The organism is Leptothoe kymatousa TAU-MAC 1615 (assembly GCF_018739865.1).
GTDB lineage: Bacteria > Cyanobacteriota > Cyanobacteriia > Phormidesmidales > Phormidesmidaceae > Leptothoe > Leptothoe kymatousa.
Genome location: NZ_JADOER010000009.1, coordinates 271,395 through 284,798 on the forward strand (window position 1 = coordinate 271,395; position 13,404 = coordinate 284,798).

Sequence of the window (13,404 nt, forward strand, 5' to 3'; positions counted from 1 at the left end):
GTTGTCCCAAATAGCGTCTTTAGGCGTTGGCGAGGTGGTTTAGAATTTTGCGCGCTGCGACAAAATTCTAAAAAGAGAGGATATCGCTTTCCTGTTAGACAAGCTATTTAATCTAAAACCCTTTAGCGTCGAACACTATGGTCTCCGCAGATTGAGCTTATCGCCCCCCTCATTATCCTTGCCGGAGAGGTTATTTTTGTGCAGTTACCTTGTGTTACTAATTCTGTTTTTTTAGATTATGACCACAGTGGCCACAAAAACGATCTTCTGGTGCTACTTTTGTTCCACATTGAGTACAAAACTGTTGCGCAGCTGACGGCTGGGGCGGCGGGCTAGCCGGTGGCTGGGCCATGGAATCCATCTTTAATTCCATATTGCCCATGCGCATTTCCATTGGGTTCATGGACATTTGCATATTGCCCATCGCCATGGGCTTATCCATGGTCATGGGCGACATTGGCTCCATGGTGGGGGGCGATGGGGGCGCCTCTGTTGTGAGCTGCACCGATAGCTGTTGTGATGTAGCGCTGGGGGCACTGGTGGCGGTGCTAATGCTATTGCCCTGCACATAAATACAGGTTTCGCCCTGGGCTGTGAAAATCTTGAAAATGGCCCCACCGGCCTGTTGATATGCCGTGGGTGGGGCTGTCCACACCCCTGTAGTACTGGTGCTGGTAGCCTGTTGCTGCTGCCCCGGCAGCGCCATAAGGGTGGTAATGGTGGTTTGATCGCCCTGGTTGTCTAGGTAGACCCGGTGACCGGGGGCGAGTTCACATAGGTATGCCATGGTGATGGTTTAGCTCCGCAGCACTGTGTCTAAGGAATGCCGATTAAATAACTTCCAATTTTGCCGGACTAACTCCGAGGGAGACGTTGCACGAACGACTCCGCTCAGTCCTCTGTGGCTAGCGATGTCAATTATGGATTTAATTGATTGCGTTTTTCTAATAATGACGGCTAGTGTTCCCTAGGGATTAAACATCAGTATTTCTTAATCCTAGGATTGAGCCATAGCCGTTGGATCACGGCTGGGATCGCCTGGTGTAGGGGAGCTAATTTTTGACATATCAATTTTTTGACAATTATTTACCAGACCGTGGTGACTACTGAGGCAATGGGTTAGAACATAATCAAGATCTGTGGAACAATGGCTGGGGAAATTTCAAATGAAGTATCAAATTGTGTTAGGTGTCGTAACCCTGCTGCTGGGGGCCTATCCCGGGCAGGCTCAAACAGAACCGGCTCAGTTGACGGTGGACATTCGCGGCTTTAAAGCACCCCAGGGGCAGGTGTGTCTGAACCTGTTTGATAGCAGTACCGGCTTTCCTAGCGATCGCAACCAGGCATTGCAAAGTCTGTGCCAGGCCGCCACCGAAACTGCGGTTATTTTTGAGGATTTGGCCCCCGGTAGCTATGCCGTATCCGTATTCCACGATGCCAATGAAGACAACGAACTCAACCGTAACTTTGTGGGCATGCCCACCGAAGGGTTTGGTTTTTCCCGCAACCCTACTGTGCGCGTGGGGCCACCCAAGTTTGGGGATGCCGTCGTGCTGGTGGCGGGGACAGAAACCCATATCGAAATTGAGCTGAGTTACTTTTAGTCGCCAATCACAGGGGGAGCACCGGGGCCATGGGAGATTTTTACGACGTTTTTATTTCCTATGGGCGGGCGGACAGTAAGGCATTTGTCGTTCAATTGGTTCAGCAGCTAACCGATGCGGGCCATCGGGTTTGGTGCGACTTTAACGATATTCCCCTGGGGGTGGACTTTCAAAACCAGATCGATAGCGGCATAGAAAAGGCCCACAACTTTGTGTTTGTGATTGCCCCCCACGCCGTCAATTCTGCCTATTGTGCCAAGGAGATTGAGCTGGCCTGCCGCTACCAAAAGCGCATTATCCCAATTTTGCATGTAGAACAAATTTCGCGCGATACCTGGCTGCAGCGCAACCCCAACGGCACCGAGGCCCAGTGGCAAGACTACCAAGCCAAGGGTCTCCATTCTAGTTTTGCCAATATGCACCCTGGCATTAGCAAAATCAACTGGGTGTATATGCGCGAAAACGATGATGTGGCAACGGCGCTGGCCGATGTGGGCCATATTGTTCAGCGCCACCGGGACTATGTGGAACAGCACACCCGGCTACTGGCCAGGGCCCTAGCCTGGCAGCGGCAGCAACAACAAACCGAATTTCTATTGCTGGGAGAAACCCGCCAGGCCGCCGAAACCTGGCTAAAGCGTCGGTTTGGGGAATCTCAATCCCCCTGTGAGCCCACCGACCTCCACTGCGAGTTTATTACCGAAAGCATCAAAAACGCCCACAACAACATGACCCAGGTGTTTTTGGCCTATGCCCAGGCCGATGCGGCGGTGATGCACACCATTCGCCATTCCCTGCAACGGCAGGCCCTGACCGTTTGGACCAACCAAACCGACATTGCCACCGGGGACGCCTTTAAGCGAGCCGTGGCGCGGGGCATTGAAGAGGCCGATACGCTGGTATATTTGCTGTCCCCCGATTCGCTTAAGTCTCAATATTGCCAGCAGGAGCTGGACTATGCCATTGCCCTCAACAAGCGGATAGTTCCTGTTTTAGTGCGGCCATTGCCGGGGGCAGTGCCCCATGGTCCCCTGGGGGAATTGCAGTATATTGACCTGACCGACAATGTGGCACCGGCCGACTACGGTTCAGACGAGAGTGCCTTAATTAAGGCGCTCAAACAGGATGCGGTCTATTACGACCAGCATAAAACCCTGCTGACAAAGGCCCTAAAATGGAAACGGCAACAGCACAATCCCAGCATTTTGTTGCGGGGCTATGACCTGCGCCAGGGGGAAGCCTGGTTAAAGACGGCCCTAGGCCGACCGGCCCATGGGGCCACCCAGTACCATCAGGCCTTTATCCAGGCGAGTATCAAACACCCACCGCCCCCATCCATCGATGTGTTTATCTCCTATTCCAGTGCCGATGGGGATATTGCCCGCATGGTAAACAACGCATTGCAAAGCCAGGGTAAAACCACCTGGTTCGATCAAGAAAGTATTGCCGCAGGGACGGCTAATTTTCAACAAGAGATTTACCGGGGCATTGAAATATCCGACAACTTTTTGTTTATTTTGTCCCCCCGGTCGGTAAAGTCTCCCTACTGTAAACAGGAGGTGGAGCATGCGGCCCGGTTTAACAAGCGCTTGGTTACCCTGTTGCACCATCCCATCGATACCGCCGATCTCCATCCTGAGCTGGCCAAGGTGCAGTGGCTCGATTTTAGTCAGCGGCGGGGGAACTTTACCACCCACTTTAACCAGCTGGTGCGCATTCTCGATACGGATCGGGACCATGTGCAAAGCCATACCAAATGGCTACAGCGATCTTTGGAATGGCAACAAAAAGACCAAAGCCAGGATTTGTTATTGCGGGGGGCGGAAAGCGCGATCGCAACCCAGTGGTTGCACACAACCCACACCCAACAAAAACGCCCCGCCGTTACCCCAGAGCAACGGGCCTTTATCACCGCCAGCCAAACGGCCCTAGACGCCGAAGCCCGGCGCGACAAACAACGGGTGCGGGTGTTGCAATCCTTGCTGGCGACGATGAGCGTGCTCGCCGCCATTGCCGTCGTAGCGGGCGGTTTTGCCTTTCGCCAAAGCAGTCGCCTAAACCTGGACCAAACCGCCGAACGGGTGAGCCGGTCCCTGGCGGTAAAGCCCGTGGAAGGCTTGATCCAAACCTTGGCACTGGTGGGCAAAAGCCGATCCCAGCTATGGAACATTCGACCCTCCGTGCGTTCTGCTTTGCGCAACGCCATTGGCACCATTACCGAACGCAATCGGTTAACCGGCCACGATGCCGCAGTGTGGTCGGCGGTGTATGGCCCCGATGGGCAACTGATTGCCAGCGGTGGCTTTGACCATGTAGTACGACTGTGGGATGCCCAGGGGAATCCGGTGGGCAGTCCCTTCCAGGGGCACACCGATGACATTTGGTCCGTGGCCTTTAGTCCCGATGGGCAAACCCTAGCCAGTGCCAGTTCCGATGGCACCGTCAGGCTGTGGGATCTAGAGGGGAACAACCTCGGCGTTTTTCTAACCGAACGCGACAGCCATGTAAAAACAGTGGCCTTTAGCCCCGACGGTGCCTGGATTGCCAGCGGCGACCAGGGGGGTGCCGTGCGGCTGTGGAACCGCCAGGGAAAGTTAGTCACACCACCGTTTCAGACCGACGGCACCGTGTGGTCCGTGGCCTTTAGCCCCGATGGCAAACAGATTATTAGCGGTGGAGAAAATGGGCTAGTGTATATTTGGACCGCCCAGGGAAAGCGGGTAAACACCCTGGAGGGGCACCAAGGGGGCATCCTGGCGGTGGCCGTTAGCCCCGATGGCCAGCTTATTGCCAGCGGCGGCACCGACCAAACAATTCGTCTGTGGAATCGCCAGGGAAAGTTGTTGCACCAAATAGAAGGCCATAGCGACACGGTGGTCTCCTTAGCCTTTAGCCCCGATGGCCAGTGGCTTATTAGCGGTGCCGACGACAATACGGTGCGGGTGTGGGACCGGGCCGGGCAGCCGGTGGGGCCAACGCTCATTGGCCATGAATACTATGTGTATTCCGTTGCCTTTAGCCCCGATGGGGAGACCATTATTAGCAGTGGTGAGGACGAGACTATTCGGCTCTGGTCGCTGCGGGATGTGTTGCAACGTCGGGCCACTGAGGTGCATAGGGGGCCGGTTAATGCCATGGCCAGTAATGGCCAAAGCCTGGTGACCGCCGGGGATGACGGCACCATAAAACTGTTGGGTAGCGATGTGGACCCTTTTGTTGGCCATGGCGGTGCGGTGCTGGCGGTGGACATTAGCCAGGATGGGCGCACCATTGTCAGCGGTGGTGCGGACAAAACAGTGCGGTTCTGGAATGGCCAGGGGCAAACCCTCGCCACGGGGGATGCTCACACGGATAGGGTGAATGCCGTGGCCATCCATCCTACCCAGCGGTTGGTGGCCAGTGCCAGTGATGATAAAACGCTGCGGCTGTGGGATTTTGATGGCAATTCTGTTGCCAAGGCGGACCACGGCGACGGGGTGAATGCGGTGGTGTTTAGCCCCGATGGCACCCGGTTGGTGAGCGGTGGAGATGACCGCACCCTGCGGTTTTGGGATTTGCAGGGGACCCCCATGGGAGATCCGATTGAGGGTCATCGGGATAATATTAATGCCCTGGCCTTTAGCCCCGATGGTGAGTATATTGTCAGCGCCAGTCGCGATCGCACCCTGCGGTTGTGGACGGGGGACGGCGAACCCGTTGGCACGTCGTTTAATGGCCACCAAAGTGATGTAGTGGCGGTCACCTTTAGCCCCGATGGTGAGTATATTGTCAGCGCCAGCCGGGACCAAACCCTGCGGCTGTGGGATTTGCAGGGTAATCCCATCGGTGAACCGTTGACGGGGCACAATGCCACGGCCAGTACGGTGTTGTTTAGTGGCGATGGGCAGTGGATTTTAAGCGCCAACAGCGATGGCTTTTTGCGCCGTTGGGAAGGGGGAAGTTTGGCAGAGTGGGTGACTTGGGGTTGCGATCGGATTCGTAATCATTCGGCGGCGGCTGGGGAAAAAACGGCTAAGGCTTGCGGATTCTAAGCCGTTGGGAACCCCATGGTTAGGATGTGGGGTAAATCTCTTTGATGTGTTCTTTGCAAAGCCAGAGCACGTCGCCTTCTGGGGTGGTGGTACGGGTAAGGCCACCCCAGACTTGTTCGGGGTCTTTTTGTTTTAGGAATTGGTGCAACATGCGCAGGGCGGCACCGCTGATTTTGCTAGGGCGATCACCACGTTCGTCGTCAATAAAGCTGCGATCCTCATCGTCGAATTTAACTTCTGGTAGTTTATCGATTAAGGATTCGGTAAGGGCCAGGTCATTTTGGATCAGTTCGCTGTAGATGGGGGCGGATAGATTAATCCAGGGGCCGATGACGGGGGTGACGTATTTGAGAATACCGAAGAGGCGGTTGATGTGGGGCGTCATTACCTTAAGCCACTGCTTGGGGTTGTCGATGGGGTAGAGACCGCCTGCTTTGACGGGGTGGAGACAGCCGGGATGTTCGCAGTAGAGTTGCAGGTTGATGCGTTGGCAGCCGAGATCTTTTTGCCAGGGTTTACGGTCGTCGGGACGGAGGACGAAAATGCTGGGGCAGGGGGATTCGAGTTGTTTTTGGACAGTACGAATTTCGCGGATAAGGTCCCGCTGGACAAGTTCACGGAGTTCTGTAAAGCCCTGAGACATAGACTTTTGCAGAGAATCGATTTTTTCAATTACGGCATTTTGCGTGGTGTAGTGCAAGCCGAAGAGCAATCGCGTGACTGAAATTGTCTCTAGACACTGCTCACAGTCAATGGTTTCCTTGGGTGGTGTTCGTTCCAGCCGTTTAGTGAGGTTGGCATAGTCAAACTCATGTTTGCAGTCTTCGTGGAGTGGATCAGGGCAGGGAATTAGCCGGGTAATTTGTAAACCTGGATAGCGCTTAAGGGTGAGTTCAAACCCTTCTCGCAAGATGCCGAAGAAGCTATGGGGCATTGGTCCACGAACGGTGAGGGTCACATGGTCTGCATTTGTGCGAGTATCTCGAGTAACTCGTAACAGACCTAAATGCCTGGGATTACTACGTCCGTCGCCAAATAATACACCAGTTCGCCAGTGGAGATTTTGAGTAAAACGATGCTGACGAGCTATAAACCAGGTCGGAATACCAGCTAAAATTTCACTGAGCTGATATTTCATTGTAATCTCTTTACAGTTAGGTTCCTCTTTTATTTGTTTCCACAATCCCTGAAAATCAGGTGGTTCATAATCTAGACGCTCTACTACTAGACTTTTATCTTCTGGATCGTCAGGTATTTTATAAGAGAGATCAAACTGTTCCATCAGTTCAAGAAAATATTCTCGCAATCCAGGCAAAAGTTGCCTCCATAGCTCATTCATGCATTGACGAGTGAAGATTCCAAAGTTACTAATAACAGCCTCAGCTGAGAGAACTTTGCTGATATATTCTGTAACCCACTGTGGTTTAAGAATCACTAAATTATTAAGACCAGGGTTATCTTGAAAAAATAAAATATCTCCCAACTCATGCATCCAGTTGGCAAGAATAGGCTGCCCCTCATACGAAACATTACATTTATCCATCGCGGACCAGAACTGTTCAGTTGTAGCCTGCTTGGATTTGATTTGACGAATTTTAGTCGCAAATGTTAGCCAGGTAGCAGGCCATACTTCTCCCATGAGTGGCAATTCAGCTGCCGTATTAGTAATAGTTTGTTTTAGTGCATCAATCCCAGCACCAGTCTTGTTACTAATTTCATAAAGGCTAACAATTTGAGGAAATTGTTCTTTTAGTTCTGAGAGAGGGAGATCAGCATCCCGTTCATCTGACCAAGTAGCGACTAAAATGACCGGAGATTCTGGAGCATTCGCGCGAATTGTTTTGAGCCAATAAATGAGTTTACCTTGTTCATAACCAAGACGAGCATTGAAGGCCAAGAGGAATAGAGAACGATTGGTAAGAAAAAATTGATGGGTAGCATGATAAATCTCTTGACCACCAAAATCCCATGTATTTAAAGTCATAAAGACATCTTCTTCGTGCGGGTGTTTCAGCTTTAATGCGTTTATCTCAATTCCATGAGTCGAAGATTGTTGAACCTCGAAACTTTCACCGCGGAGAGCACGAAGAAGTGATGTTTTACCGACTCCTCCTTCTCCTATAACTAACAACTTAGAAATCCACTGACGTTTATCATGAAATTTCTGTGCTCGCATGTAGGCTAAAACAGCCTGTGTCCCCTGCTCCATTATTTCCGGTGGCGGAAATTGAAGATTAGGATTTCCACTTAGATAAAGTGATGTTAGAGTTTTTAGCTGCCCCAATTCCTTAGGTACCGTGATTATCTTGTTCAGGCGAAGATCAATTCGATCTACATTTTTGAGTAATCCTAACTCCTTAGGAACACTTGTTAATCGGTTTGCACTAAGGTCCAACCAAGTAAGAGTTGTAAGCTGCCCCAATTCTTTCGGAACAGTTCTCAACTGGTTATTTCGAAGCTCAATTCGAGCTATATTCTTAAGTAATCCTAGCTCCTTAGGCACATCTGTTAAGTAGTTTGCGCTGAGCTTAAGCTCTTTCAGACTAATGAGTTGTCCTATCTCCGAAGGTATAGTTTGTAGTTTATTATTCCGAAGATCAATCTTTTCAAGATTAGCGAGTCTTCCTATTTCTGGGGGTATAGTTTGTAGTTTATTATTCCGAAGATCAATCTCTTCAAGATTAGTTAGTTTGAAAGCTGACGGAGGGATCGCATTCAGGTCAAGAAACGCCAGCTGAAGTATATTTGTATAAGAAGCTTCTTCAATTCGCTGTTTTACTAATTCAATTCCTTGTAATACCTCTTTTGGTCCTTTCTTGAAAGCTTTCTGAGAGGGTGAGACAAGATAAGGATTATTTCTAATATCTAATCGAATTAAATTAGAGAGTTGGCCTAATTCTACTGGCAAAATATCTAATTGATTGTTACTAAGGTCTAGCTGGTGTAAATTAAAGAGCTGACCCAATTCTGCTGGTATTGTTATTAGCTGGTTATTACTAAGGTCTAACCGAATTAAATTAGAGAGTTGGCCTAATTCTACTGGCAAAGTATCTAATTGATTATTGCTAAGGTCTAGCTGGCGTAAATTAAAGAGCTGACCTAAAACTTTAGGTACTATCTTTAATTTATTATTACTAAGATTGAGTTGCTTTAAATTAAAAAGTCGTTTGGTAATTAATACTGGAAAAGTCTCTAATTGCAAACCTGATAGATCTAAATTTATTGCTTTTGTGTCTAAGGCTTCCTTAATTCGTCGATTTGCTTCAGTTTTTTGAGATTCCATAAGAAGAGTGAGGTAATTTGAATAAATTAGCTAATTTGAGATTATTCATTAAGATATGCCAAGGTGTCGTTATATAAATTTGAAATATTTCCATGAAAGACTTTTCAAGTATTACTAATAACTTGGTAATCAAATCATCTAAATTTTCTGCGTAATCTCTTGAGTTCAAAAACTGTAGGCTGAAATCTCATAATTCTATTTTATTGTCAAAATAATATTAGGGAACGGATTTCCTTACCTCTTTATATTCTAGGATATTCAAAAAATCGAGATTATTTAATTTACCTGTAAGCAACGTGAATTAGTTTTTTGGAACTATCACCCATAGTAAAAAGGTCATTCAGTTTTACCTATCTAAAGTTGAGGAAGGTTTCTTTCGACTCTGCGCGAGAAACGCTACAGTGTGTAAACCAAGTCAGAATGACCACAATTCTTACCTATGGCTGGCGTTGCGCACCGATCACGACTAATCCGCCTGCTCCTAGGCATTCTAATGCCGCCAGTCACCATAGCCGTCAGCTATGTACTAATCAACATTTGGGCCAGCAACTTCAACATCGGCCTAGCCATCGGCTGGCTTATCCTCGACTATTCCTTGCGGCTAGCTATTTTCCAACTCTTGGCCTACTCATTGCTAATGGAATTTCTAATCGTTCCCAAGCTGAGAAATATCTATGCCATCGCCATCATCAGCGGCATCCTAATGATTTTGGCCATCACCTCCACCTTTATGGCATTCTTCGGCCAAGGCACTACCGCTCCCTTCGCCTATGACAAACTCACCCCGGTTCTCGGCTTTACCATCGGAGCAGTGCTAGGCTACATCCTTAAAAGGCTGCACCCCACTCGCCACACAAATATCTAAGACGACTTAATAGGCCAGCCCCTATGGCTTATGAATATGCCATAGCTGCGGACCACCGTCCTTTAGGCTATCAAAAACAATCAGCACCCGATAGCCAGTTGCGGTCTCTTCCACCACCGTAATCCCTTCCGCCTTACCCATGGCACCATCGTCACCAATGGGGGGCACAATCTCCTCTAACCGGATGCAGGCAGGGGGCATGGGCACCGGACGGTCGGTGCCGTACACCATGTCCGACCCATCCCAAAAGTAAATCCCGTAGGGTCCCGGTGCATCCCCCATGGGTCCACCAATAATTAAAAATCCCCCATCCACGGCGGTCATATCGCGAATGGCACCCCCATTTAGCTGCACAAACCGAATCTCGTAGTCTGTTATCTCTTTTTCAAACCCTTTGCTGGGGATTACCATCACCGGCACATAGTTGCCGCGCAAAATGGGACCGCGAAAGCCGAGATAAAGCCGCTCGTCTTGGAATGCTAAACCTTCGATGTCAATGCCGTTTTCTTTACTAGGAATCTCGACAAATCGCTTTAGGTAGTTATCCTCCGCAAACAGTTTTTTTAGGTTGTCAACCTGTTGAATATCCTTGACCTTGCCGCTTTTTGGCTTAAGAGCAACCTGGAAAATGCGGTTGCGATCGCTTTCTTTCTCAATTCTGTCATCCGTCAGCCGGTCACGATTTTCCGCCGCCGTTTTCTCCGCCACTTTCACCGTGCGTCGTTTCTGAGAATGGGAACCAATTATGTAAAGACAGGTTTTGTCATTATCAAAGGCAATACTTTCAATATCAATTTCCAGGGCATCTTTCCCAGCGGGCAGTTCAATTTCCAGGTCCCGATCCACTTCGTAGATGTGGCCAGAGGTATTTTTTAGCAGCTGCACCCGCTTTTTACTTTCGTCTGACCCAACGGCCAGATACGCCGTGTTATTGATATGGAAATATGCGATCGCGCTTAGATCCTCAGCTTTATGGATTTTGCCCTTAAAGGTCACAGTTTGGGAAATTAGCGGCATAATGCACCTCATCAAAGTGCCACTCTCAAATGGCACTGTTTTATGTATACCGTCATAAACAGTACCGGTAAAATGCAAAACCAACTGCTCAGGGATTTCCTCCCCGAACCCCTCCTGTACGTGGGGGCCTAACTCCCCCACACCCCCCGAAAGTAAGCTGCCCTACATCGCAAAAAATCAGGTGAGGCAGGGGTTACGGTGGTGTCTATGGGTCAGACTATCCCATAGACATCCATATGAGACCTTACAGACGCCAATAGCAATACCATTACCAAAAAGTCTATCCACCAAAAAAGGCAACACCTAAACCATAGACCTCGCCGTACCCCCCTTACTTTCGCAATTGAGAATAACCGATGCAGTCTGTGGGGTCGTAGGGCGACAGACCGCCCTACCCAGGGGGTTTGGGGAACTCGGAGGGACCCCAAGCAACCGGTTTTGCCACCTACCGACCCCCTAAATTCTGCTACCAAAAAGTCTATCCACCAAAAAAGGCAGCACCTAAACCATAGACCTCGCCGTAACCCCTATTGTCGCAATTGAGAATAACCCGATGCATTCTGTGGGGTCGTAGGGCGACAGACCGCCCTACCCATGGGAAACCCAGTATGCTATTTGAGAAAACCTTCATACTTCCGAAAAGGGAACTCGGAGGGACCCCAAGCAACCGGTTTTGCCCCCTTACCAACCCCCTAAATTCTGCCAAGTCATACAGCAACAGCCCCACCCATAACGGATAAAAAAATCATCGCAACCCCAAACGCCCCCTTTAGCCCCCTACCAATCCCCAAAAAAATCCCCAAACAAAACCAAAAACCCCGCTACTATTGAGCCAAAACAACTAAACCGCTAGGGTGTATAAGGCACATGACTTGGCACACGACAAAGCAAACCTAGAATGCGATATCTGATCACCAGCGCACTTCCCTACATCAACGGAATTAAGCACTTGGGCAACCTGGTGGGGTCGATGTTGCCCGCCGATGTGTACGCCCGCTTCCTCCGCCAGGAAGGAGAAGACGTCCTCTATATATGTGCCACCGACGAACACGGCACCCCTGCAGAAATTGCCGCCCTCGAAGCCGAACTAGACGTGGCCGAATTTTGCACCCGGCAGTACCAAAAGCAAAAGGACATCTACGAACAGTTTGGCCTATCCTTCGACTACTTTGGCCGCACCTCCGCCCCCGAAAACCACGAGCTCACCCAGCACTTCTACCAGCAACTGGCAGAACACGGCTTTATCGAAGAACGGGAAATCAGCCAGATCTATTCCCTAGACGACGAACGCTTTTTGCCAGACCGCTATGTCACCGGCACCTGCCCCCACTGCGGCTATGAAAAGGCCCGGGGCGACCAGTGCGAAAATTGCACCAAGGTGCTGTCCCCCACGGATTTAATCGATCCAAAGTCCACCATTTCCGGCAGCACCAACCTAGAAGTACGCAGCTCCAAGCATTTGTTTTTGCTGCTAGACAAGCTCAGCGACGAGGTACGCACCTGGGTAGATGCCCAAACCCACTGGCCCAAACTCACCACCGCCATTGCCAACAAGTGGCTAGACGAAGGGCTGCAAAGCCGAGGCATTACCCGCGACCTCAGCTGGGGGGTGTCGGTGCCCGCCGAAGGGTTTGAAGGCAAGGTTTTCTATGTGTGGTTTGATGCCCCCATTGGTTATGTGTCGGCCACGAAGGCCTGGGGCGAAAGCACCGGCAACGACTGGGAAAGCTGGTGGAAAGGCGAAGATATCCACTACACCCAGTTTATGGCCAAGGACAATCTGCCGTTCCATACGATTATGTGGCCCGCCACCATTTTGGGTAGCCGCGAACCGTGGAAAATGGCGGACTACATTAAGGGCTTTAACTGGCTAAATTACTACGGCGGCAAGTTCTCCACCAGCTCCAAACGGGGGGTGTTCCTCGACCAGGCCCTGGACATTGCCCCGGCGGACTACTGGCGCTATATGCTCATGGCCAGCGCCCCCGAATCGTCTGATTCTGCCTTTACCTGGGAACAGTTCCAAAACCGGGTAAACAAGGAACTGGCGGACAACCTGGGCAACTTTGTTAACCGCATTTTGAAATTTACCAAGTCTAAGTTTGGTTTAGAAGTGCCGGAAGGGGGCACCCCCGGTGAGGCGGAAGCGGAGCTGGAGACCACCTGCAAAGACCTGGTGGAAAAATTGCGGGGCCACCTGCGCCAGCAGGAATTTCGGCGGGCGACGGAAACCTTGAACGCGCTGTGGACGGCGGGTAACCAATATATCGATGTGCGGGCGCCCTGGTCGTTGTTTAAGACCAACAAGGACGAAGCGGCGGTGGTGATTCGCACCTGCATTAACCTGATTCGGCTATATGCGATCGCAAGCGCCCCCTTTATTCCCCACGCCGCAGAAACCCTGTATGACGCCCTGCAGCTCACCGACGACGAGCGCAACAGCACCATGGCCGCCGCCACGGACCTCACCATCCTGGCCGCCGGTCGCCCCTTTGCCGTGCCCGCCCCCCTATTCCAAAAGCTAGACGACGACCGCGTCGCCGAACTCAAAGCCCAGTACGGCGGTGACTAGGCCCTTGGCCAATACCTATCCCCCTAGAAGGT

6 protein-coding genes and 1 pseudogene are annotated in these 13,404 nt (G+C 50.6%); 4 read left to right on the forward strand and 3 right to left on the reverse strand.

The features are described 5' to 3' along the window. Positions 1–217: 217 nt before the first annotated feature. Positions 218–787: a zinc ribbon domain-containing protein gene (locus IXB28_RS10985; RefSeq protein ID WP_215618625.1), complete on the reverse strand. Its 570-nt coding sequence runs from the start codon at positions 785–787 to the stop codon at positions 218–220. Between the two features lie 379 nt (positions 788–1,166). On the opposite strand from IXB28_RS10985, the gene IXB28_RS10990 reads away from it, so the two are divergent. Both IXB28_RS10990 and IXB28_RS10995 read left to right on the forward strand, forming a co-directional pair. Next, a complete protein-coding gene (locus IXB28_RS10990; RefSeq protein WP_215618626.1) occupies positions 1,167–1,604 on the forward strand; it encodes a DUF2141 domain-containing protein in 438 nt (145 codons plus the stop codon). A gap of 29 nt (positions 1,605–1,633) precedes the next feature. Next, positions 1,634–5,635, forward strand: a complete 4,002-nt coding sequence (locus IXB28_RS10995) for a toll/interleukin-1 receptor domain-containing protein (protein WP_215618627.1) — start codon at positions 1,634–1,636, stop codon at positions 5,633–5,635. 19 nt (positions 5,636–5,654) lie between these two features. Here IXB28_RS10995 and IXB28_RS11000 read toward each other — a convergent pair whose 3' ends face one another. Continuing rightward, complete coding sequence (locus tag IXB28_RS11000) at positions 5,655–8,918, reverse strand: COR domain-containing protein (protein WP_215618628.1); 3,264 nt, start codon at positions 8,916–8,918, stop codon at positions 5,655–5,657. Between the two features lie 493 nt (positions 8,919–9,411). On the opposite strand from IXB28_RS11000, the gene IXB28_RS11005 reads away from it, so the two are divergent. Further along, positions 9,412–9,783, forward strand: coding sequence for a hypothetical protein (locus IXB28_RS11005; RefSeq protein ID WP_215618629.1), 372 nt, complete (start codon positions 9,412–9,414; stop codon positions 9,781–9,783). A 21-nt stretch (positions 9,784–9,804) separates the two neighbouring features. Here the strand turns inward: IXB28_RS11005 and IXB28_RS11010 are convergent, their stop codons facing one another. Next, positions 9,805–10,800 (reverse strand): DUF3616 domain-containing protein, encoded by a 996-nt coding sequence (locus IXB28_RS11010; RefSeq protein WP_215618630.1) that lies wholly within the window; start codon positions 10,798–10,800, stop codon positions 9,805–9,807. An 895-nt stretch (positions 10,801–11,695) separates the two neighbouring features. Here IXB28_RS11010 and metG point away from each other — a divergent pair. Continuing rightward, positions 11,696–13,372: pseudogene (gene metG, locus IXB28_RS11015) on the forward strand (methionine--tRNA ligase); the annotation flags it as partial. Positions 13,373–13,404 lie beyond the last annotated feature (32 nt).

Bases quoted from the DNA above. Each gene is read 5' to 3' on its own strand.
- IXB28_RS10985 (WP_215618625.1), bottom strand. From the start codon at position 787: ATGGCATACCTATGTGAACTCGCCCCCGGTCACCGGGTCTACCTAGAC.
- IXB28_RS11005 (WP_215618629.1), top strand. From the start codon at position 9,412: ATGCCGCCAGTCACCATAGCCGTCAGCTATGTACTAATCAACATTTGG.
- IXB28_RS11010 (WP_215618630.1), bottom strand. From the start codon at position 10,800: ATGCCGCTAATTTCCCAAACTGTGACCTTTAAGGGCAAAATCCATAAA.
- IXB28_RS11000 (WP_215618628.1), bottom strand. From the start codon at position 8,918: ATGGAATCTCAAAAAACTGAAGCAAATCGACGAATTAAGGAAGCCTTA.
- IXB28_RS10995 (WP_215618627.1), top strand. From the start codon at position 1,634: ATGGGAGATTTTTACGACGTTTTTATTTCCTATGGGCGGGCGGACAGT.
- IXB28_RS10990 (WP_215618626.1), top strand. From the start codon at position 1,167: ATGAAGTATCAAATTGTGTTAGGTGTCGTAACCCTGCTGCTGGGGGCC.